Here is a 20916-nt window from a genome sequence, read left to right as displayed (position 1 = left end):
CCGAACTAGTTGTCCGGCACCAGGACGATCTTGCCGGAGACCCGCGGGGCGCCCGGCGCGCGTGCCACGATCCGGAGCGCCTCGGCCGCCTCCGCCAGCGGCAGGACCGCGCCGACCTTGGTGGTCAGCCTGCCGGCGGCGAGCCGCTCGACCAGGTCCACCAGCTGCTCCCGGCGGTAGGCGACGACCAGCACCCGCGGGGTGATGCCCCGCTCGGTGCCGAACGGTCCGCCCGGCACCCAGAACTCGGGCACCACCGTCACATAGCGGCCGCCGTCGCGGACCCGATCGAACGCGGACCGGGCGACCGCGCCACCCACCACGTCGACGGCCGCGTCCACCGGGCCCTCGTGGCCGACCGGCACCACGGTGATCCCACGCTCCGCGGCGAGCTGCGACAGCAGGGTGCCGATCGCGCCGCCCGGCCCGTTGATCAGCAGTGTCTTGGCGTCATCGACCGCGTCCAGCAGCTGGCGGGCGGTCAGTCCGGCCAGCGGCAGCGGCGCGGCGTCGACCGGGTTCACCCCGGGCGGCAGCGGCACGACCAGGTCGGCGGGCAGCGCGACGTACTGCGCGTAGCCACCGGCCTGCGTCGCCTTGTGCGCGGTGAACGCGAGGACCGGCCGGCCGGTCGCCACGTCGGTACCCGCCACGTCGTAGCCGGGGATCACCGGGAACCGCGCCGGCTCGGCCCACGGGTAGGTGCCGGCGACCATGCCCGCGTCGGCGGGATTGACCGCGACGGCGGCCACCCGGATCAGCACCTCGCCCGGCCCGGCCACCGGGACCGGCACCCGCAGCGGCCGCGGCTGCTCGCCGAAGCGCTCGACACCCATCCCGATCATCTCGTGATTCGTCATGCCGGTAACGCTAGGAATCGCGGCGACCGGCCGCCTTGACCCAGATCAAGCCGGCAGCGAGACGCCGGTCACCCGCAGCGTGTGCCGGATCCGGCTCAGCGCCTCCGGCGACACCCCGACGTACGCCGCGATCTGCCGCTGGGTGAGCCGGGCCGCGAGCTCCGGCTGCTCGGCGAGGAACGCCCGGTAGCGGCCGGTCGCGTCGATGGTGAGCAGGTCACGCTGGCGGCGCTCCTCGTCCAGGAAGAGCCGGGCGGTCATCGCCGACAGCATCGCCTGCCAGGCCGGGTCGCCGGCGCAGAGCCGGTCGAACGCGGCCCGGCCGGCGGTGAGCAACTCGCACGCCTCGACGGCCTCGATGCGCAGCTCCGACGGGACCTCGCGCAACACCGCCGCGTAGGAGCAGACCAGGTCGCCTTCGGCGCGGAAGCCTTTCGTACGCTCGACGCCGGGATAGCACATCCGGGTCAGCCCGCGCACCACGAACGACACGTCCCGGGACGGCTCGCCGGCTCGTTGCAGCACGGTGCCGGCGGCGACCCACCGGGGCCGGAACACCGCCCGCGCCTTGACCAGCTCGGCGTCCGGGATCGGCGCCCACCGCCGCAGCCCCGCCGCCAGCACCGCGTAGGAATCCCGCATTGCCGCAACCTACTCCTCGACGTAGCGTTCCAGGGTCTCCCACATGCGCTGATCGGAGATCCCGGTGTACGCCTGATCGTGCTCGTCGACGAAGATCGCGATGACACCGCAGTCCTCGTCGTCGCCGGTCACCCGGGCCTGCGCGAGGCGGTTGCGGGTGGCCACCTCGTACAGCGTGACGGTGAAGACCGCCTGTCGCATCGTCACGTCGGCGGGCGGTTTCGAGTCGACGTGGCAGGTGCCGACCTTGGGGCCGGTGGCGGTCCGGTCGGCGCACGCCACCAGCTGGACCTTGGCCGGGTCGGTGGGGCGCCAGGCGTCCTTGGCCCTCGACCAGCCGGCGTCCGGCGCCTGGAAGTACTCGGTGGTCGTCCAGTGGTCGAGCACCAGGCGGTTGCGGGTGACGATGGTGATCGGGTGCGGGGCCAGGCCGGTGTACCGCGGGGCGGACGGGTAGTACACGCCCTCGCAGACCTTGCCGAGGTCGTCGCCGCCGCGAACCGGGGTCGCGCTCTTGCGGGTGCCCTTGGTCGCCACGCCGTGGACCTTGGCGGCGCCGTCGCGGGGACGGGCAGACTCGCCGGGGTCCGGGGTGGCCGGCTTGTCGTGGCGGGCCAGGTCCATCAGGGCGGGGCCGCCGAACATGCAGGCGGCGATCAGCAGGACCGGCACGACGATCAGTCGCAGCAGGAAGGCCGGCTTGGACCGGATGAAGGGCTGCGGTTGCGGATACGGCTGCGGTTGGGGGTACGGCTGCGGATACGGGTAGGCGGCGGCCGGCATCGTCGGGTCCGGGCCGTACCGGTTGGGGCCCCGGGTGCCGGCGAGGCAGAGCAGCACCACCAGGACGAGCGGCCCGACCAGCGGGATCAGTCCGAGGAACAGGTTCGCCCCGGACCGGTCGGTGTCGTGCAGGCGCCGGACCGTCGCCGCCCAGCCGGGTAACACCGTGGCGATCGCGTACCCGAAGAAGACCGTGGTGGGAATCGGCCCGGCGCTGGGCGCGCGGTCGTCCACCACGATGGCGAGACCCAGCAGGAACGCGCTGATCAGGGCATCGACCAGGCGGAACCACCAGTACTCGGCGCGTCCCGCCCGCCCGTTGAAGTTCGCATAGTTGCGCAGTGCTGACAGGTACCAGTTCATCCAGACTCCTCGACGAACCCGTCAGCCTAGAGATCTATGCGGACGCGGCCAACACCCACCGCCCCCGTCCCTGCCGCTTCGCCTCGTACATCGCGTGGTCGGCGGTGCGCAGCATGTCCCCGTCGTTGGCCGGCGCGTCCGCCCCGTAGGCCGCGATGCCCACGCTGGCCCCGACGTCCAGGGCCGTGCCCCGGAACATGATCGGCTGGGCGACGTCCCCGACGATCCGCTCCGCCAGCCCGACCGCCTCGGTCTCCGGCAGCCCCGGGCAGAGCAGCACGAACTCGTCGCCGCCGAGCCGCACCACCAGGTCGGTGCCGCGCACCGCCGCCGACAGCCGCCGCGCCACCGTGGTCAGCACCAGGTCACCGGCCTCGTGCCCGTGGCTGTCGTTGACCCCCTTGAAGCCGTCCAGGTCGAGGTAGAGCACCGCGACCGGCCCCGGCGTGCCCCGGTCCAGCGCGGCGGTGAGCACCGCCCGGTTGGCCAGCCCGGTGAGCGGGTCGTGCCGGGCCTGGTACGCCATCTGCGCCTGCGCCTTCTCCTGCTCGCGCACCGCGATGGTGAACCGGCTGAGCACGAACGCGGTGCTCAGCGCGGTCGCGCCCAGCGCCACCATGGTGTTGCTGTCCAGCCCGGAGCGCATCACGCTCAGCGTCGGCGCGGTCAGGAACGCCAGGCCGAGGAAGAGCACCCGGGACGGGTGCAGCACGTTCACCTGCTGGCCGGGGCGGGTCAGCTCGGCCCGGTCCGGGTGCAGGCAGGCCGCGATCATCAGCGCGTTGCCCAGCATGATCAGCGGCCCGATCCGGGCCACCAGGTCGTAGTCGAGGAACATCGGCAGCACGTTGTAGGCCACGTCGACGCACAGGTACAGCGACACCGCCGCGAGCAGCAGCCGGGTCGGCGCGCGACGGTCGCCGGGCGACAGCGAGATGAACAGCACCGCGGTCAGCAGCACCACGTCGGCGACCGGGTAGAGCGCCGGCACCACGGTCTGGGCCAGCGAGAACGGGCCGCCGAGCATCGGCTGGATCAGGAACTGCCAGCTCGCCAGGCCGGCGGCGACGGCCAGGGTCATGCCGTCGAGGACCGCGGCCCGCATCCGGCCCGGCGCGCGGCGGGCCGCCATCCGGGTCAGCGCCACCGCCAGCAGCGGGTACCCGGCGAGCCAGCACGCGTCGGCCACGCCGACCGGCGGCACACTCGACAGGTAGTAGTAGACGATCTCGATGACGTCACCGGTCAGCCACAGCGTCTGGGCGACCGCGACCAGCGCCCACAGCCGGCGCTGCGGGCCGGCCGGGGTCCGGGCGACGGCCCGCCAGGCCACCGCGCAGAGGGCCGCGTAGGTGACGAAGTACAGCACGTTGCCGAGCGTCGTGTCGTAGGTGACGACCGACGCGGCGACAGCGACCAGCGCGCCACCGAGAAACCACCAGACCCCGCGTGTTGCCATGGTGTGAGGGTCGGCAGCGCACCGCCCGACCTTTGCCACCCGAGGAGTGACCCACACCACCAAAAACCCGTTTCGCGTACGCGCGGAGCACCCGCCCGTCTCGGCCCGGCGACGTCGCCGTCAACCGCATGGAGTCGTCCCCCTGACCGAACAGGGGGTCGGCGTGGTGACCCGTCAGCCCGGCGGTGCGCGGGCGGCACGCCTAGGCAGCGTCCAGGAGGAGGAACAGGAAGCCCAGGAACGACCCCGACAGCGAGGTCACCAGGTCAGGGAACGCCTCGCGGGCACCGGGCACTGCCACCCGTTCACGGGGATGGCTTGTTCGTCTCCCGGAGCCACGGGCAGCCGTTGCGGGCTCGCCGCCATTTTCTCGGTGACCAGACTTCGCGCCGCCTGGGACAGCGAGGCGATGTTCTTGGCCCACTCATCGTTGGTTATACGTGCCGAAGAGATCACCTCCGGCGTATACGTGCAGATGGTAAGGCGTTTGCCCGCCAGCGGGCTGTCCTTGGCGGGAAGCGCGGGCGGCCACCAGATTTCCACCTCCACAGCTGCGGCACCGTAGATGTCAACGGGAGGATGTGCGGCGTTGCCGGCCGCCGTGTTGCAGTCATGTTCAGTGGGACAGTAAAAGTAATGCTCAGCGCCCAGTATGCGGCCGGCATAACTCTGCGAGTTGTCCCCGCTTTTCTTGTAGCCATACGAAGCCATGATCGCACTGACGTTTGTGGGGAGAGGCTTGGGCTCATACCGCGCTTTGCCGCCGGCGCCCAAGATCCAGTGGCCAGTCAGCGCAGATATTGCCACAACGGTACCGAGCACCATCCACCGGAAATAATCCCGCATGCGCTCCACCATATGGAGCAGACGCTAACGGCGCATCGATGCTGTCCATGGTGTGGAACGTACCGACGTCGATGGGCCGGCCTGCGCCACGGTCGGCCACCCGCCGCGGCGGGCCGTAGTGACGTCCGGCGGCAATAGTCACGGGAAGCGCTCCGATTCAGGACCATCTGCGCTGTTCCTTGTCGGCCCACCAGGTGACGAGGCGGGCCGCGAGGCTCGAGGTGTCGAGCCGGTCCGCTGCCGTAGCGAGGTGACGGTGGATTTCGTCATCCAGCCGCAGCGGGGCATCGTCGGCGTCACCGGCACAGGCGAGTGTGACCAGCACAGGTCCGATCAGATGGTCGTACGAGCCAGTGGTGTCGCCGGGCTCGAAGGCCTCGGTGAGCAGCTCACGGACCTCGTGGATCGCCTCGTGGTGCGCGGCGGCCATCGCGCGGATCTGCTCGTCCGGATCGTCCGCGAGCTGCGCCGTCAGTTCGGTGACCGCCTGAACCTCCAGGCCCGCGATCTCCCGGGTCACGGCGTACAGGGCGTAGAAGCGGGTTTCGTCGTCCTCGTCGTGGCAGAGCCGGATCAGCGCGCCGGCCGCCTCCGGCTCCACCCGGTCGAGGTCGACCAGGCTTGGCAGGGCGGCCGCCACGTGGAACCGCACCCGTTCGTCGGGGTGGCCGGCGAGCGCCACCACCTGTGGCAACGCCTCGTGGCATCGGTGATAGCCGAGCGCGGAGACGATCCAGCGCACCACGGCGGGATCGGTCTCGTCACGAAGGCGGGCTCGCATCAGTGCGACCGTCTCGTCGTGGAAGGGCCGGCGTCCGTCGGGCCGCTCACCGCCGAGCTCCCGCAGGATCTGCACACCCAGTTCCCGCTGCGTGCTGTCGTTGTCGCGGACGAGTACGGCGGCGCGGTCGAAGACCTCCCGGGTCGCCCGCAGGTGCAGGGCCGCGAGTGCCGGTCTCGGCGAGTCACCGTAGTCGTCTTCGACCTCGCGCCTCGCCAACCGCAGCAACACCTCGAGCGGCACCTCTTCCCGGGCGGGGAGGTCAGACATCGGCGCGGTCACCGGGCCGGCAGGGCTTCATCTCGGTCGACCGCCGGCGACCCGGCCCTCGCTGGTGTTCGCCACGTCGATGGCGCCGATGCGGGATGGCGGTCACGCCGTCCAGCGTGTCCGAGAAACCACCAGCACGCTGTTGGACACGCCGGGCCCGTCCCTCGGCCGCGCGTTGTCTGCGACAGTCGAGCGCAGCGCGTCGTGAATTCCTTCGGTTGGTGTGGGACGGCACAATGCCTGACGTGATTGACACCGAGGAGGCGGCTGCGGCGGCCGTCCAGAGCTGGCTGGACGGGCTGGACGGCGAGTTCCGGGTCAAAGCGCTGGCCGACGGCGGGCAGGTGTGGCGGGCGGTAACGGGTAAGCCGGGCACTCACCTCGGGGAGTTCTGCGCCCAGGTGGACAAGGCGACCGGCGTCGTTCAGGCGGGCTTCGTCCAGGAGACCGGTCCGTCAGCCCGGGACGGTTACTTGCGGATGATGCGGACAACGGTGGTACCGGAACTGCGGCGGCTCGGTTTCACCGGCTCGGGGCGCCGGTTCACCCTGCAGGCTCCGAAGCACCTCGGGACAATCGAGTTCCAGCAGTCGCAGGGCAATACCTGGATGGGCGTGCGGTTCACCGTCAACGTCAGCGCGGCGTCGCCGTCCGCTTGGACCGCCCGCCTCGGTCTCATCAGCCACCATGGCTGCGACCACTGGTGGTCGGTGTGGGCAGGCTTCCCGAGCGACGACGCGGCCGCCGACCTGATCACCGCGATCCGGGACCACGCCGTCCCCGCGATCAAGGGCGAACGTCACCCACCAGGAGTTCCCACCGCCGACCTCACTGCCACGTCTCTCGGTCAGCGGATACGGGACGCGGTGTCCCGCTGCGTCCACCGCAGCCGCTCCGGCAACGGCCCCTGACCGCGACCAGTGACCGAGCCCGCACCGGCTCATGAACGATGAACGGGCCGAAACGAGCGGTAAGGCGATAGTCCGCGTTCTCGCGCGCCCGTAGTCCATTCGTCAGCGACTCGACCACGAACCCACTGCGGGTCTTCACCTCCCAGTCCATGACCGCTGAAGCCGCCTCGTCCCAACACAGCCGGCCATGACCGACGACGGTCGTGGCAGCATGCCAGAGGTAACCCTTCGGCCGCCCGGACCAGGCTTCTTCGCCCGGACGCGTCAGCCCCACCGCGCCGTAGCTCAACTTGCCTGCCATCGACGCCATCGTGGCACTATCGGCCGACCTGCACGACTGAAACGGACCGTCTCCCACCGAGATGCGTCTGCCGGCGAGCCTCCACCAGCCGATCACCATGGGCAGCCGGCGTACGTCCGCTTCGCGGCAGACATCCCATGTTTTTCGTTGTCAAGTGGCGGCCGCTACCGGAGCCATCCTGCACCTGTCCTCGACCCGCAGGCTGACAAAACCTATTAGATGAGGATGTCGGTCAGCCGCGGCTGAGAGGCGCCGAAATGAGCCGGAGAATCAATTGTCGACGCCACAATCAATGGCTTTATCAGGCCTGCTGAAGTACATGTCGCATGGGCAATGAAAATCAGCGAGCGTCAGAACCGAACTGGAGTGTTTGTTCGCGCAGAACATCTATCATCCGGGATAGGTAGCTCAATATTGCCGCCTGTTCAGCCGTGTCGTATTCGGCGATGACGCCACCGAGTGCCTGGCCGAGTCGCGCGAACGCCTCGGCCAGCTCCGGGCGTTCGCCATCGGCCGCACGTACGATCGCTCGCCGCCGATCGCGCGGATCGATCTCTCGTACGACGAAGCCACCGGCGGCGAGCCGGGCGATGACGCTCGTGGCTCCAGCGGCGGTAAGCCCGATACGCCGGGCCAGCTCGCTGGCACTGAACGGGCCCTCGGCCGCGATCAACTCGAGCGTCTTGAGGTCGCCTGCCGACAGCCCTACGCGCGCCGCTGCCGCCTGATGGAACAACACGACTGCTCCGCTGAGATCGCGGCCCAGGTTGCGACCAGTGTGCTGACCTTCGGTTGACACTCCACCCACCATTACTTAGATTTGGCGTAGTAATTACTACGCTCGATCTAAGTAAACCAGGAGGGCGCGATGACCACTACAGCCCATGCCCGTGTCTTGGACACTCTGACCAACCTCGAGGCTTGCTGGGCGGCGGGTGATGCCGACGGCTACGCGCGCCTGCACGACGTCGAGGCGACCTACGTGGCGTTCGACGGCACCGTTCTGACCGGTCGGGCAGAGATCGCCGCGGGCCATCAACCCCTGTTCGACGGGATCATGCGAGGCTCACGGCTTGCGGTCGTCGACCGTGACGTCCGATTCGCTGATGCCGAGACGGCGATCGTGGTGCAACGCGCCGGCATCATCATGCGCTGGCAGAAGAGTCGGAAGCGTCCGTCCAGAAAGCGCCTATCGACGAACACGACAGTTCTGCGCAACGACGGAGACGACTGGCTGGTGACAGCATTCCAGAATACGCGCTACCGCCCGTGGGCGAAAACCCTCATGGGGCGACTGATGACCCGATCAACCGATTGACTTCCGCATGCCAAATCAACGGCATTCTCGCCATTATCGGGTGCACTCACATCGGCATGAGCGGACGGCAGGCGGCGCTGGCTACGATTCGCGCTGTGCGGCTCCCAGACGTCATCCCGATCAAGTACGAGCCCGGCTACCGTACCGACCGCATCGGGCGACATGCGGGCGGACAGTTCTTCGCTGACATCACCGGCGCCTACCAGGAAGGCGTCAGGCCAGGTCACGACTGGCGGAACCAGCAGCGGATCCACGCGGTGCTTCATCTCTTCGATGAAAGCGGGCACCACACTGGCTCGAATCTCCGGTTCACCGGAGTCAGGGGCGACCATCCCGCAGCAGTCGAGTCGGCCGAGCAGGTCCTGTCGGACTGGCTGGCCGGCCTTGAGGCGGTCACGAACTGCAATATCGCCATTCGAACCTTCCGGGTCGGCTTCGACAACGTCGTCTTCGGCCTCATCGATGAGACGACCGACTACCCAGACGAGGGCCATGGCGGGCCATGGGCCGAGCTCTACCCGCAGAGACTTGGGTTCCACGAGCCGTGGAACGGCGAATACGACACCTAGAACGCTGGAATCGATCCGCCGCCACCATCGGATTCACTCCTTGCGGCTACTTATCTACTGGTACGACCGCGGCCCGGCCAGATCCGCGTACACGCAGCACGGCCCAGCGACACGAGCGGTGACCGCCTCGGCTTCGTGCGCACGACCGGGATGCGGGTGCTGTCGACCCGGCACGCTGTCGTCCCTGGTGGCGAGATGGGCACGGATCTGGCCGGACGCCGGTGGATCCGGACCGGCAGCCGGTGGCCGGCACGACCGCGTCCGGCTACTCTGCCGGGAACGCGGGAGGATGCGATGAAGGCGGAAACAACCCGGCTGCGGGCCGACGCCCAGCGCAACCGCGACCACATCGTGTCCGTGGCGCGGGTCGTGTTCGCCGAGATCGGCCCGGGTGCGCCGATGGACGAGATCGCCCGGCGGGCCGGGGTCGGCGTCGGCACGCTCTATCGCCGCTTCCCCGACCGGGGGTCGCTGCTGCGCGCCGTGGCCCTGGAGAGCCTCTCGGCCGTCCTGGCCGACGCCCGCGCCGCGATCGATGAGGAGCCGACCGCCTGGGACGCCCTCACGCGGATCGTCCGCCGGGCCGTCGACCTACGGTTCAGCACGCACGTGACCATGATGGACGAGCACACGCGGCAGGCCCTCAAAGAGGCGCCCGACTTCCGGCACACCCGCGCCGCGGTGCTCGACCTGGTCGAGCACCTGGTCGAGCGGGCCCAGACCGAGGGCTCGATGCGGTCCGACGTCGGCGTCGGTGACGTGTTCGCGGTGGTGTCGCTGCTGCTCAAACCGCCACCGAGCCGGTCCGCGGAGATGTCCGACCTGCTGATGCGCCGCTGCTTGACGCTCATCCTCGACGGCCTGCACGCCGGCGGGCAGAGCGTGCTTCCCGGCGAGCCGGTCAGTATCACCGACCTCCACCTGGATTCCTGAGAGCTCACTGTCAACTCTGGACGATTGTCCGGATTCAGAGCTATTCTCAGCGGGAAGCGGACGGTTTTATTCCGCTTAGATTCGATCGCGACCGATGGAGGTTCCTCGGTGACCGCTCCCGTCTTGCAGACCACCCGCCGCTGCCCGTACGCGCCCCCGGACGAGCACACCCGCCTCCGGGACACCGCATCCGGGATCTCCCAGGTGACCCTGCCCAGTGGCCAGGTCGCCTGGGCGCTGGGCCGACTCGAACACATCCGCGCCATGCTCACCGATCCGCGGTTCAGCTCCGACCGCCAGCATCCGAACTTCCCCCGGTTCACCCGCGAGCAACCCGCCTTCGGCCTCATGCGCCCATCGATGATCCAGCTGGACCCGCCGGAGCACGGTCCCGCCCGCAAGGCCGTGATCGGCGAGTTCACCGTGCGGCGCATGGCCGGCCTGCGCCCGCGCGTCCAGCAGATCGTCGACGAGCACATCGACGCCATGCTGGCCGGGCCGCGCCCCGCCGACCTCGTACGGGCCCTCGCCCTGCCGGTGCCGTCCCTGGTCATCTGCGAGCAACTCGGTGTGCCCTACCGTGACCACGACTTCTTCCAGAGCCACAGCTCGGCCCTGCTGAGCCGCAACGTCACCGCCGACGAACGGCAGCAGGCGGTCAAGGAACTGCGTGACTACCTCAAGGAGCTGATCGCCGAGAAGGCCGCCGACCCGGCCGACGACCTGCTGGGCCGTCAGCTCGCCCAGGGCAACGATCCCGAGGACGTCCTGTCGCTGGCCTTCCTGCTGCTGATCGCCGGCCACGAGACCACCGCCAACATGATCTCGCTTGGCGTGGTGACGCTGCTGGAGCGCCCGGACGAACTGGTGGCGCTGCGCGAGGACCCGGCGCGTACGCTGCCCGCGATCGAGGAGCTGCTGCGGGTCTACACCATCGCCGAGTTCGCCAACTCCCGCGTCGCCGTCGAGGACGTGGAGATGGGCGGCGTCACCATCCGGGCCGGCGACCCCGTCCTGGCCCTGAGCAACGCCGCCAACCACGACCCGTCGGCCTTCGACGAGGCGGACGAGATCAAACTCGACCGGGGCGCCCGTAACCACGTCGCCTTCGGATTCGGCATCCACCAGTGCCTCGGCCAGAACCTGGCTCGCATGGAACTGCAGATCGTCTTCGACACCCTCTTCCGCCGCATTCCGACACTGCGGCTCGCCGCGCCTGCCGACAGGCTGCCGTACAAGAACGACGCCTTCATCTACGGCATCCACGAGGTACCCGTGACATGGGAGGACCCGGCATGACCAAGATCGTGGCGGACCTGGACCGCTGCGTCGGAGCGGGCCAGTGCGTCCTGACCGACCCCGACGCGTTCGATCAAAGCGATGAGGACGGTACGGTCGTCGTCATCCAGGACACCCCGGCCGACGACGAGGCGCTGAAGCGGGCCCGGGTCGCCGTCGACATCTGCCCGAGCCGGGCCCTCTCCCTGACGGAGTAACCGCCGGGCGGCCGCGACCGGTGCCGCCATCCCCGGCCGCGCCAGCAGCCGCGGCAGGGGATGAAGGCTTCAGTTCCCGGCGTGCCGGGTGCCGACCAGCCACATCGACAGCCAAGCCACCCCGAGCGCCAACACGACCAGAGATGCGTCGAGAACCGATTCCGGCACGAAGGCGCGCAGCGCCACCGGCACCGACCCGAGGCCGTAGAGCGCCAGGGCCCCTCGGGGCGGGATGGCGGTCGACGCCAGGGTGATGGCGAAGCCCACCGATCCCACTAGGAACAGGAGGGACGCGACAGTCAGCGCCGCGCCGAGCGGACCGGCGCGCAGGACGGCTATCTGGTCGGTACTCAGCCGCGAGAACACCAGGTTGATGACGAATTCGACGCCGACGAGCGCGGCCAGCGCGACGTAGTTCACCGCGAAGGCGATCCGGCCGATCCGGCCGATCCGCCCCTCGCACACGAGGTAGAGGGCGGTGATCAGAGCGAGGGCGAAGACCTCGGCCAATGGTGCGAGCAGCTGCGTCAACGCCGATGTCGGAATGAGATGAGAACGCTTGGCCGCGTTGACCACGAGCACGCTCGCACCGAGCAGACCGGCGACACCGGCAAGCCGTTGCAGGGGATGTGACAGTTGCCTGGGCGCTGCGGTGACCACGGTGAGACCTCCGAGGGGTAGGCACATCAGATAGTGCATTTTCGCACTAGTAACTGCGATAATGCAATGACCGGTTGGTATGCTGCCCTCCGTGCCGGGCCCCAAGAACGTTCTCGTCGACATCTGGCTGCTCTCGTCGGTGGCCACCGCGCTCGTCGCCGAGGAACTCGCCGACAGTCCGTTGTCCGTCGACGAGTTCGCGCTCTACGGCTTGGTCAGCGATCTCGGCCCGGTGACAGCCACCCAGCTGTCGCAGTGGACCGGCATGTCACCCACGACGCTGTCAGCCATGCTGCGTCGCTGTCAGGCGCGCGGCGAACTGGCGCGCACGCCCAACGCCGCCGACCGGCGCAGCACGCTGGTCGAACTGACGGAGCAGGGGCGCGCGGTGTACGACGCGGCGCTGCCGGCGCTGGCCATGGCGCAGCAGCGGCTCGCTGAGCACCTCGACCTGCCGGACGATGACGCCCGCGCCACGCTCCAACAAGTGGATGCGGCCACACGTGAGGCGTTGAAGCTGCCGCCCCGGCCCTATCGGGTCAGCGCGCAGCACGTCACCCGTAGCTTGCCGGCCGACACGTCCTGGTTGACGGCCGAGCAGGAGGCCGAGCTGCGGGCGTTCGCCGCATGGCTGCGCTACCGCGACGCGGCGCGATGACCGGCGCGGCCAACGCACGCCGAAACGGTCGCGAGACACCGCTGCCCCATACTTGTCGGCGTGATCACGCACGAGCAGCCCGGACCACTGCGGATCGAACCCGACGACCTCAGCCGCCCCGAGGTCCAGCAACTGATCGCCGACCATCTCAGCGACATGCACGCGACGTCCCCCGCCGAGAGCGTGCACGCGCTCGACCATGCGGGGCTGCGCGCACCCGGCGTGTCGTTCTGGACGGTCTGGGCGGCGGCCGAGCTGCTGGGCTGCGGCGCCCTGAAGCAGCTCAGCCCGTCCGCCGGTGAGATCAAGGCGATGCGGACCCGGCCGCAGGCCCGTGGCCGGGGCGTGGCCGCGCACCTGCTCGCGTTCCTGCTCGACGAGTGCCGCCGGCGTGGCTACCGCACCGTCAGCCTGGAAACCGGATCGCAGGAGTTCTTCGCGCCGGCCCGACGCCTGTACGCCCGGCACGGGTTCGTGACGTGCCCACCGTTCGCCGACTACTCGCCGGACCCGAACAGCGTGTACCTGACACTTCCCCTCAGCCCCGACGGCGGGACGCCCGGCCCACCGCGCATCGATTGTCAGTAATATGTGCTGCTGACAGGGAGGCTGCGATGCGTGCCGTGGAAGTCACCGCCCTGGGCGGCCCGGAAGTGCTCCGACTCGTCGAGCGGCCCGACCCCGTGCCGGGAATCGGCCAGGTGCTGGTCCGCGTGCACGCCGCCGCCGTGCACCCCGCCGACCTGGCCGCCCGCACCGGCCGGATCCCGGGCGGCCCGGTGCCCCCGCCGTTCGTCCCCGGCTGGGACATCGCCGGCCAGGTGATCACCGTCGGCGATCGCGTCTCCGGCCTCTCCCCCGGCGACACCGTCGCCGGGATGATCCCCTGGTACCTGACCCGCGGCACCCCCGGCGGCTACGCCGAACTGGTCGCCGCCGACGCCGACTGGCTGGTCCCGGTGCCCGCCGGCCTCGACCCGGTGCTCGCCGCCACCGTGCCGCTCAACGCGCTGACCGCGCACCGGGCCCTGGCGATGCTGGCGCTCGACGCACCGACCATCCTGCTGATCACCGGCGCGAGCGGCGGCGTCGGCGGTTTCGCGGCCCAGCTCACGGTGCGGGCCGGGCACACCGTGCTGGCCGGCGCCACGCACGGGGACGACGACTGGGTCGCCGGCCTCGGCGTGCACACCGTCCTGCCCCGCTCGGCGGGACTCGCCATCGATCCGGTGCCCGCCGTGCTCGACGCCGTACCGATAAGCGGTCCTGTCCTTGATCTGGCCGCCGCGGGCGGCACGCTGGTGAGCACGCGTCCGGCACCGCCGATCGATCCGGACCGGCAGGTGCGTCAGGAGACAGTTCTGGTACGCCCGGACCGCCTCGCCCTGCACGACCTGGTCGAGGCCGTCGCCGACGGCCGCCTGCGCACCCGGGTCGCCGCCACCCTGCCGCTCGCGGAGGCAGCCGAGGCGCATCGCCGTGCCGAGCGCGGCGGCCTGCGCGGGAAACTCGTGCTGCTTCCCTGACCACCACCACCGCCGCCACCGCCGCCCGGCGCCGGGTCACCGGCTCGCGGGGCGGGGGTCAGCCGCGACGGCCAGGCCGCCCGCGCGAAACGCTCCTTGACCCGCCCGGCCGACCGGCTAAGCTGATTTTCAACTAATCGGTTGAAAGGATGCCTCGATGTCGTACTCCGATCTACCGCCCGCCGAGCGGCACCGCCAGATCGCCGCCGGGTTCACCTCCCGGGTGGAGGGCGCCAAGCACTGGGACGGCCCGTCCCCGGTCGCCGAGTGGACCGCCCGCGACGTCGTGCGGCATCTCGTCGAGTGGCTGCCCGGCTTCCTCGACTCCGGCGCCGGCGTCACGCTGCCGGCCGGGCCCCGCGTCGACGACGACCCGGTCGCGGCCTGGCGGCACCACACCGCGGCGGTGCAGGAGCTGCTCGACGACCCGGCGACGCCGCACCGCCGGCTGGACAACCCGCACATCGGCGCCCTGCCGCTGGACCAGGCGATCGACCGCTTCTACACCTCGGACGTCTTCATGCACACCTGGGACCTGGCCCGCGCCACCGCCCAGGACGACCGGCTGGACACCGGCGAGTGCGCCACCATGCTGTCCGGCCTGGAGCCGGCCGACGCGATGCTGCGCGCCTCCGGTCAGTACGGCCCGCGGGTGCCCGTCCCGGACGACGCCGACGTGCAGACCAGGATGATCGCCTTCATCGGCCGTGACCCGTACTGGACGCCGGCCTGACCGGCCCGGGAGTCACCGGCAACGCCGCGGCGACCGGACCGCCTCGACGACGGTCTCCGCGCAGTAGGCGGGACCGGCACCACTGCGGAACGTGCCGGCGCCGGCCGGCAGCCGCGTCGTGTGCGCCTCCCCGCCGAACGTCCACCGCAACTCCAGGTGCCAGGTGGCGATGCCGGCGGGCGGTGCCACGAAGACCTCGAACTGGATCGGGTCGTCCTCGGCGACGGTGTACGGGAAACCCCTGGTCCCGCGGTGCGGCACGGCGAGGATCGGCCGGTGGACGTCGCGCAGGGCGAGCCCGAAGTCCTGGATGTCCAGGTGCGCGCCGCACCCGCTGCCGTTCGGCACGACCCGCACGGCAGCCGGCGCCGGCTCCCAGCTGTCCACGACGGCCCGCAGATCGCGCAGCACCGCCCGGCCCCGGCGCAGGCTCTCCACCACGAACACCACGGTGTCGGCGGTCGGGGACGCGCCGTGCGCGGCGAACCACGCGTCCGACTCGTCGGGGCCGAACAGCGCGTCCGGCGGCTGCGGATCGCCCCGCAGATCGGCCAGGCCGCCGCGGGCGACGTACTGGGCACGCAGGCACGACGCGTCCCCGGCTCCGGCGCCCTGCACCGAGACCCGCAGCGCGTCACCCGGCGCGGCGCTGACCGTGGCCGGCGACGGCTGGGTCTGCTCGCGGACCTCGGCGAACCCGTCGGCGACGGCGCTGGCCACGGTGCCGAGAGCGCCGACGGCGGCGACGATCAGACCGGCGGCGACCCAGAACCGCGTCGGACGGCGGTGACGGGGCTCGGGCACGAGGACCTCCTCAGCTGATCCGGAAGCCGCGGACCACGCCGCCGCGCTCGACCAGCAGCCACCGGCCGGCGACGCTGAATCCGTCGCCGCCGAGATCCCACACCGGGCGGCCCGCGTCGTCCAGGCCGTACAGATGTGATCCGGTGGTCGCCACCTGGTCCGGGGTGACTTGCCGGGTCGTCGTGACGCGTACCAGTACCGCGCCGGTCCGCGGATCGACGATCGGGTACTCGTCGGTGCCCGGCCACGACGGCGACCGCCACAGTGTCCGCCCGCTGCGCGCCAGCACCGCGGTGAGCGACACGGTCCGCTGCTTCGCGGTGAAGGGCGAGTGCCCGCGGAAGAAGAGGCGGTCCGCGGGCTGCCCGGCCGCCGCGACGAAGTAGCCCCGGCCGGTCCCGTCGTCCTGCCAGAGCGGCGTCCCGGCACCACGATCGTGGACGCTCACCTTCCCGTGGTCGTCGACCACCAGCACCTCGCCGATCGGGAGGAACTCCGGGTACGCCTGAGGCTGGATCCGCACCGGGCCGGGCCCGGCGGCGGTGACCGCCGGCCGGGACCAGTCGACGGTGTACCACCGGCCGGTGAACCGGTCGACCAGCCGGTCGTCCGCGAGCCAGACCGGGCCGCAGCCGCTCAGCGGTGCCGGTACCGCGGTGACCGTGCCGTCCGCGAGGCGGTACCGGACCAGGTGGCCGCGGCTGAGGCCGAACAGCCACGGCCGCGCCGGGACCGTGCAGATCAGCTCCTCGGCGGGACCGTCCTGCCACAGCACCCGGCCGGTCGCCGGGTCCATCCCCCACAGGCCCAGCGTCCCGTTGCCCGCCGCGGCGTCGACGACCACCAGGCAACGGTCGGCGGCCACCGCGACCGGCAGGGCACCGGCGGGAAACCGCCGGGTCCACCGGGTACGGCCGGTCCGCAGGTCCACCGCGTGCAGGACGGGCCGGCGGCCGTAGACGTCGCTCACCGCGAGCACCACCTCGCCGACCACCTTCACCCACGAGTCGTCGTCGATCCCCTGGGTGGCCGGGCCCGGATCGGCCGGGAACCGCCATCGCCACCGCGTCGCCAGGGTGTCCGGGTCGAGCCCGACCAGCCACTGCGGGCGCGGCGCGGCCCGGGGCGACTCGCCGACGTCGAGCAGGACGACGTCGTCGGTCAGGGTGGCGCTCAGGATCGGGCCGAACCGGCCGGGCAGCCGCACCGGCGCGGGCAGCTCGCGTGCGATCCGCCCGGTGCCCGCGCCGGTGGGGGCGCACGGGTCGACGAAGACCGGGCGGCTCGCCGCCGGTGTCACCGCACGATCGGCCAGCCCGTACCCGAAGCCGCTCGCCAGGAGCGCGCCGGCAGCGGCCAGCGCGGCCCATCCCCGCCCGTTCATGGCTCCTCCGCCCGCTCGTCCGTCGCGGGTTAGAGGAATATCGCGTGGCCCGGGAAGATCGCCAAACGGCCGGTCTCCATCGGGGCCGTCCGAACGGTCAGAAACCGCTGGCCCACCGCGCCGCCACTTTCGGTACGCCCAGAGCACGGTCCAGTAGCACCGCGCCGGAGCACCCGCCCACCGCGGACTCGCCCGTCCCGGTCACCGCTCCCGCCGGGCTACGCCTCGTCAGCGCGGCAGTGCCGGTCGCCACCCGGGCGCAGCCGGCGCAACGCGGTGATGCCGAGGACCAGCCAGAGCAGGTTCAGCACCGCCGAGGGCCAGGCGGCGTGGACCACGCCGCTGGCCGCGAGCCCGGCCGAGCCGGCCAGGTTGAGCAGCGGGAAGAGCCACCCGGCCGCCTGCCCCGGGTCGCGGGTCACCAGGGCGTGCCCGAGCAGCAGGGCGCCGGCACCGGCCCAGCCGAGCAGGTCGGCGAGATACATCGGATCACTCCCCGTGGTCGGGGACGGCGGCGTAGGCACGCACCGGGAAGGTGCCGAAACCGGCGACGCGCGGCGGGACCGCGGTGAACCGGGCACCGTGCGGCGGGACCTGGCCGAGGCCGGTGAGGTGCTCGACGATCGGGATGCCGGCGGCCAGCAGCAGCGTGTGCGCGGGCCGGGCACCCGGCACGGCACCCGACGACGGGTCGGGCTCGATGTCGTCGATGTTGACCGCGTCGATGCCGACCAGGCGGGCGCCGTGCTCGACCAGCCAGCGCGCGCCGTCCTCGGTGAGGTACGGCGCCCGGCGCGCGTAGTCGGCCGTCCCGAAGCCGGCGTCGCCACCGGTGTGCAGCAGCACGGCACGGCCGGCGACGTCGTGGGCGGCCAGCGCGCCGACGCCGACACCCCGCACCCCGGTGCCGGCGGTGCGCACCACCACGGCCGGCAGGCCGGCGAGGCTCTCCAGCGGCAGGCCGGCCAGGTCGGTGCCGTCCGGATAGCGGTGGAACGGGCTGTCGACGTAGGTGCCGGTGTTGCCGACCATGCTGATCCGGTCGATGGTGAACTCCGTGCCGGGCGCGTACGTCTCGCGTGACCGGGCCCGGCTCAGATGCGGGGTGATCTCCGGTCCGGGCAGTCCCGGATAGGTGGTCATGCCGGCCTGGACGACGTGGCTGAGATCGACGTACCGCCAGGCGGAGGCCTCGGGGGCGGGGCCGGTGGCGCTGGGACCGCCACGGGTGCCGCGGTGCGCCTCGGCGACCACCCGCAGGTTCGCGATCTCGACGGTGTCGGTCAGCAGCAGGCCCAGCGAGGCCAGGAAGAGTTCGCCGACCTGCCGCTCGGTCACCTCCGGGCCGGGCAGGTCGACCCGGAAGCCGTCGGCTTTCAGGCCGCCGCCGTTGCTGAAGGTCACTGTCGCGTCGAACACCGCGCGGTACTGCGAATCGATCATGAAGACATCGTCGCCCAGCACGGCGTGCAGGAGAAGTGAGTACCGATGAACCCGGCGTACAGTCTGGCTGCATGCACCTGTCGCCGTACCGCATGCTCGTCCTGCGTGCCGTCGCCGAGGCCGGTGGGGTCACCGCCGCCGCCGCGCGGCTGCACCTGGCGCCGTCCGGGGTGTCGCAGCACCTCGCCGCGCTGGAACGGGAGAGCGGCCTGGTCCTGCTGGACCGGTCCCGGCGCGGCGGGCAACGCCCGGCCACGCTCACCGCCGCCGGCCGGCAGCTGGCCGCGCACGCCGACCGGCTCGCCGAGGTGCTGGCCGACGCCGCCGCCGACGCCCTGGCGATGAGTCATCGCCTGGCGGGTGAGGTACGCGTCGGCGCCTTCCCCACCGCCATCCGCCGGCTGGTCGTCCCGGCCGTTCTCGCGCTCCACGAGACCACCCCCGGCCTGCGCGTGGCGGTGCACGAACTCCACGAGACCACCGCCGTCGCCGCCCTGCACGCCGGCGACCTCGACATCGTGCTCGTCGAGGACGAGGCCAACGCGCTGCGACCGCCACCGCCCGGCCTGCTGGCACACCGGCTGCTCGACGACCCCTACCGGCTCGCCGTGCCGCTGGCCTGGCCGGTTCCCGGCGACGTCGGCGACCTGGCGGACCGGCCGTGGGTCGACGGCCCGGCCGGCTCCGCCGTCCGCGGCGTCCTCGACCGGTTGCGCGCCGCCACCGGACTGCCGCTGCGCGGCGCGCACACCTGCCTGGAGTTCCCCGCCGCGCTCGCCCTGGTCGACGCCGGCCTCGCCGTGGCGCTGGTCCCCGACCTCGCCCTGCCCCGCACGCCCGAACCGGCCACCCAGGTGGTCCGCCTGCCCGGCCTCGGCGCCCGCACGATCAGCGCCTACGCCCAGCGCACCCGGCGGCTCGCCCCGCTGCTCGGCGCGGTCCTCGACGCCCTGCGCACCGCCGCCGAGCCGGGCTAGACACCGGACCCTCCCGCGGCCGTACGGAACCCGCCTGATCCACGGGCCACGAGCGGTGCGACACCCGCTGCTGCGACGCTCGCGGGGACTCCTGTCTGGAGGGAAGACCACGGCGGCGGCGCGTACTGGCGCCACCTGGATCGAGGTCGGGAAGGCCACCCTGGTCGTCAACGGTGAGATCGGGCGGAGCAGAGGTGATCTTGGTGCAAGTCTCCGGCCTGGAAATCTTGCACAGGGCGATCGGGCGGCCATGCCGTTCCACAACCATGGAAGTGGAACAGGAGAATTTTGGGTCGCTGATCTTCCTCCCGGGTTCGTGCCGCCTGTCCCGAGCGTCCCGTTCCCGCCCCGGCGGGTTGAGCAGACTGTCCACGCAAGACGTACTGCTGCTTCGACTGGGCACCACTTTCATACGGGGGAATCACATGTTCACTTTCTCTGTTCGTCAGCGCCGTGGCGCCGCGGTGCTGGCCATGCTCGCGTTCGCCGTTCCGGCAGCCGTTACCCTCGCGGCCGCTCCGGCCTCGGCCGCTCCGGCCTCGGCCGCCCGGCCGACCTGCACCACCTTCACCGAGAACGCGGGAGCCTTGCTGCCCTCGGCCGCCAACCACAACATCGACTGCGGCCTGCGCCGCGGTGACCGCGGCGACGGCGTCAAGCAGCTTCAGCGAACACTGGTGGACTGCTACAAGGCGGACATCGCCAAGGACGGCTTCTTCGGCGCAGGCACCGAACAAGCGCTGCGCAGCGCCCAGGCCAAGGCCAACACCAAGGCCGACGGCATCTACGGACCCAAAACCCGGCGCGCCATCAACCACCCCTTCGCCGGCGACTCCCCCTGCGGACGCGTGAGCTGACACCGCACACCAACAACACGAAGCCCCTCACCGCATGCGGCGGTGAGGGGCTTCGCCGTCCCGACCCGCTCCGGCGGCCGGGCCGCGGACGCCTTCCACCGCCTGGCACCCACCGGCCTGGCCGGCCTCCACCTGAACCTGTTCCAGGCGCCGCGCAGCTGGGTCGCCGCGAGCTACCCGACGCTGAACTACCACCACCAGCCGGTCCGCGGCGGCCACTTCGCCGCCTGGGAGGAACCGGAGCTGTTCGCGGCCGCACTGCGGGAGGCGTTCCGCTCGGCGCGCTGACCCCGCCGTACCGGAAATCGGTCTTCCCGCCCCTGATGTCGACATTCCGGAAGG

Annotated in this window: 26 protein-coding genes; 13 read left to right on the top strand and 13 right to left on the bottom strand. The window is 71.4% G+C overall.

All coding sequences use genetic code 11. The annotated features are described in order from the left end of the window. Positions 1-5 precede the first annotated feature (5 nt). The 6 genes from Actob_RS19950 to Actob_RS19925 form a co-directional block, all read right to left on the bottom strand. Positions 6-860, bottom strand: a complete 855-nt coding sequence (locus Actob_RS19950) for an NADP-dependent oxidoreductase (protein WP_284921810.1) — start codon at positions 858-860, stop codon at positions 6-8. Between the two features lie 45 nt (positions 861-905). Further along, the gene (locus Actob_RS19945; protein WP_284921809.1) at positions 906-1502 is read right to left on the bottom strand and encodes a Crp/Fnr family transcriptional regulator; all 597 of its coding nucleotides are present in this window, start codon (positions 1500-1502) and stop codon (positions 906-908) included. Between the two features lie 9 nt (positions 1503-1511). After that, a complete protein-coding gene (locus tag Actob_RS19940) occupies positions 1512-2648 on the bottom strand; it encodes a DUF805 domain-containing protein (protein ID WP_284921808.1) in 1137 nt (378 codons plus the stop codon). A gap of 34 nt (positions 2649-2682) precedes the next feature. After that, positions 2683-4107, bottom strand: coding sequence for a GGDEF domain-containing protein (locus tag Actob_RS19935; RefSeq protein WP_284921807.1), 1425 nt, complete (start codon positions 4105-4107; stop codon positions 2683-2685). Positions 4108-4365: 258 nt separating this feature from the next. Further along, positions 4366-4953 (bottom strand): hypothetical protein, encoded by a 588-nt coding sequence (locus Actob_RS19930; RefSeq protein ID WP_284921805.1) that lies wholly within the window; start codon positions 4951-4953, stop codon positions 4366-4368. 157 nt (positions 4954-5110) lie between these two features. Beyond that, on the bottom strand, positions 5111-6004 hold the full coding sequence (locus tag Actob_RS19925; protein WP_284921804.1) for a HEAT repeat domain-containing protein: 894 nt from the start codon (positions 6002-6004) through the stop codon (positions 5111-5113). 245 nt (positions 6005-6249) lie between these two features. Between Actob_RS19925 and Actob_RS19920 the strand changes: the two genes are divergently transcribed. Continuing rightward, on the top strand, positions 6250-6915 hold the full coding sequence (locus Actob_RS19920; protein ID WP_284921803.1) for a DUF4304 domain-containing protein: 666 nt from the start codon (positions 6250-6252) through the stop codon (positions 6913-6915). Here the strand turns inward: Actob_RS19920 and Actob_RS44080 are convergent. Both Actob_RS44080 and Actob_RS19915 read right to left on the bottom strand, forming a co-directional pair. Further along, positions 6833-7216: a DUF1990 family protein gene (locus tag Actob_RS44080; RefSeq protein WP_407653677.1), complete on the bottom strand. Its 384-nt coding sequence runs from the start codon at positions 7214-7216 to the stop codon at positions 6833-6835. The genes Actob_RS19920 and Actob_RS44080 overlap by 83 nt on opposite strands. A 340-nt stretch (positions 7217-7556) precedes the next feature. After that, positions 7557-8015, bottom strand: coding sequence for a MarR family winged helix-turn-helix transcriptional regulator (locus Actob_RS19915; protein ID WP_284921801.1), 459 nt, complete (start codon positions 8013-8015; stop codon positions 7557-7559). A gap of 69 nt (positions 8016-8084) precedes the next feature. On the opposite strand from Actob_RS19915, the gene Actob_RS19910 reads away from it, so the two are divergent. The 5 genes from Actob_RS19910 (at position 8085) to Actob_RS19890 (ending at position 11532) form a co-directional block, all read left to right on the top strand. Continuing rightward, on the top strand, positions 8085-8534 hold the full coding sequence (locus Actob_RS19910) for an SgcJ/EcaC family oxidoreductase (RefSeq protein ID WP_284921799.1): 450 nt from the start codon (positions 8085-8087) through the stop codon (positions 8532-8534). Between the two features lie 56 nt (positions 8535-8590). Continuing rightward, entirely contained in the window at positions 8591-9103 is a 513-nt protein-coding gene (locus tag Actob_RS19905) for a hypothetical protein (protein ID WP_284921798.1), read from the top strand. Between the two features lie 294 nt (positions 9104-9397). After that, positions 9398-10036 (top strand): TetR/AcrR family transcriptional regulator, encoded by a 639-nt coding sequence (locus Actob_RS19900; RefSeq protein WP_284921797.1) that lies wholly within the window; start codon positions 9398-9400, stop codon positions 10034-10036. Between the two features lie 84 nt (positions 10037-10120). After that, complete coding sequence (locus Actob_RS19895) at positions 10121-11335, top strand: cytochrome P450 (RefSeq protein WP_456319254.1); 1215 nt, start codon at positions 10121-10123, stop codon at positions 11333-11335. Next, positions 11332-11532 (top strand): ferredoxin, encoded by a 201-nt coding sequence (locus Actob_RS19890; RefSeq protein ID WP_284921792.1) that lies wholly within the window; start codon positions 11332-11334, stop codon positions 11530-11532. The genes Actob_RS19895 and Actob_RS19890 overlap by 4 nt, the downstream gene beginning before the upstream one ends. A 69-nt stretch (positions 11533-11601) precedes the next feature. Here Actob_RS19890 and Actob_RS19885 read toward each other — a convergent pair whose 3' ends face one another. Next, positions 11602-12192: a hypothetical protein gene (locus Actob_RS19885; RefSeq protein ID WP_284921791.1), complete on the bottom strand. Its 591-nt coding sequence runs from the start codon at positions 12190-12192 to the stop codon at positions 11602-11604. A gap of 91 nt (positions 12193-12283) precedes the next feature. Between Actob_RS19885 and Actob_RS19880 the strand changes: the two genes are divergently transcribed. From Actob_RS19880 to Actob_RS19865, 4 genes are all read left to right on the top strand, one after another. Continuing rightward, positions 12284-12850: a MarR family winged helix-turn-helix transcriptional regulator gene (locus Actob_RS19880; RefSeq protein WP_284921790.1), complete on the top strand. Its 567-nt coding sequence runs from the start codon at positions 12284-12286 to the stop codon at positions 12848-12850. A gap of 60 nt (positions 12851-12910) precedes the next feature. Further along, positions 12911-13438 (top strand): GNAT family N-acetyltransferase, encoded by a 528-nt coding sequence (locus Actob_RS19875; RefSeq protein ID WP_284921789.1) that lies wholly within the window; start codon positions 12911-12913, stop codon positions 13436-13438. Between the two features lie 26 nt (positions 13439-13464). Next, positions 13465-14376 (top strand): NADP-dependent oxidoreductase, encoded by a 912-nt coding sequence (locus tag Actob_RS19870; RefSeq protein WP_284921788.1) that lies wholly within the window; start codon positions 13465-13467, stop codon positions 14374-14376. A 157-nt stretch (positions 14377-14533) separates the two neighbouring features. Continuing rightward, entirely contained in the window at positions 14534-15109 is a 576-nt protein-coding gene (locus Actob_RS19865; protein ID WP_284921787.1) for a TIGR03086 family metal-binding protein, read from the top strand. 12 nt (positions 15110-15121) lie between these two features. Here Actob_RS19865 and Actob_RS19860 read toward each other — a convergent pair whose 3' ends face one another. From Actob_RS19860 to Actob_RS19845, 4 genes are all read right to left on the bottom strand, one after another. Further along, positions 15122-15913: a hypothetical protein gene (locus Actob_RS19860; RefSeq protein WP_284921786.1), complete on the bottom strand. Its 792-nt coding sequence runs from the start codon at positions 15911-15913 to the stop codon at positions 15122-15124. 10 nt (positions 15914-15923) lie between these two features. Then, entirely contained in the window at positions 15924-17297 is a 1374-nt protein-coding gene (locus Actob_RS19855) for an outer membrane protein assembly factor BamB family protein (RefSeq protein WP_284921784.1), read from the bottom strand. 218 nt (positions 17298-17515) lie between these two features. Beyond that, positions 17516-17782 (bottom strand): CBU_0592 family membrane protein, encoded by a 267-nt coding sequence (locus tag Actob_RS19850; protein ID WP_284921783.1) that lies wholly within the window; start codon positions 17780-17782, stop codon positions 17516-17518. 4 nt (positions 17783-17786) lie between these two features. After that, positions 17787-18740 carry a cyclase family protein gene (locus tag Actob_RS19845; RefSeq protein ID WP_284921782.1) on the bottom strand — a complete coding sequence of 318 codons (954 nt, stop codon included), beginning with the start codon at positions 18738-18740 and terminating at the stop codon, positions 17787-17789. A gap of 71 nt (positions 18741-18811) precedes the next feature. Between Actob_RS19845 and Actob_RS19840 the strand changes: the two genes are divergently transcribed. The 3 genes from Actob_RS19840 (at position 18812) to Actob_RS43900 (ending at position 20862) form a co-directional block, all read left to right on the top strand. Continuing rightward, positions 18812-19717: a LysR family transcriptional regulator gene (locus Actob_RS19840; protein ID WP_284921781.1), complete on the top strand. Its 906-nt coding sequence runs from the start codon at positions 18812-18814 to the stop codon at positions 19715-19717. A gap of 473 nt (positions 19718-20190) precedes the next feature. Then, complete coding sequence (locus tag Actob_RS19835) at positions 20191-20574, top strand: peptidoglycan-binding domain-containing protein (RefSeq protein WP_284921780.1); 384 nt, start codon at positions 20191-20193, stop codon at positions 20572-20574. A gap of 42 nt (positions 20575-20616) precedes the next feature. Then, a complete protein-coding gene (locus tag Actob_RS43900; protein WP_328518437.1) occupies positions 20617-20862 on the top strand; it encodes a hypothetical protein in 246 nt (81 codons plus the stop codon). The last annotated feature ends 54 nt before the right edge of the window (positions 20863-20916 follow it).

Origin of the sequence: Actinoplanes oblitus (assembly GCF_030252345.1) — a bacterium.
GTDB classification, from domain to species: Bacteria; Actinomycetota; Actinomycetes; order Mycobacteriales; family Micromonosporaceae; genus Actinoplanes; species Actinoplanes oblitus.
Note: the sequence above shows the minus strand (reverse complement) of the source record. Positions and strands in the feature narration are given on the sequence as shown.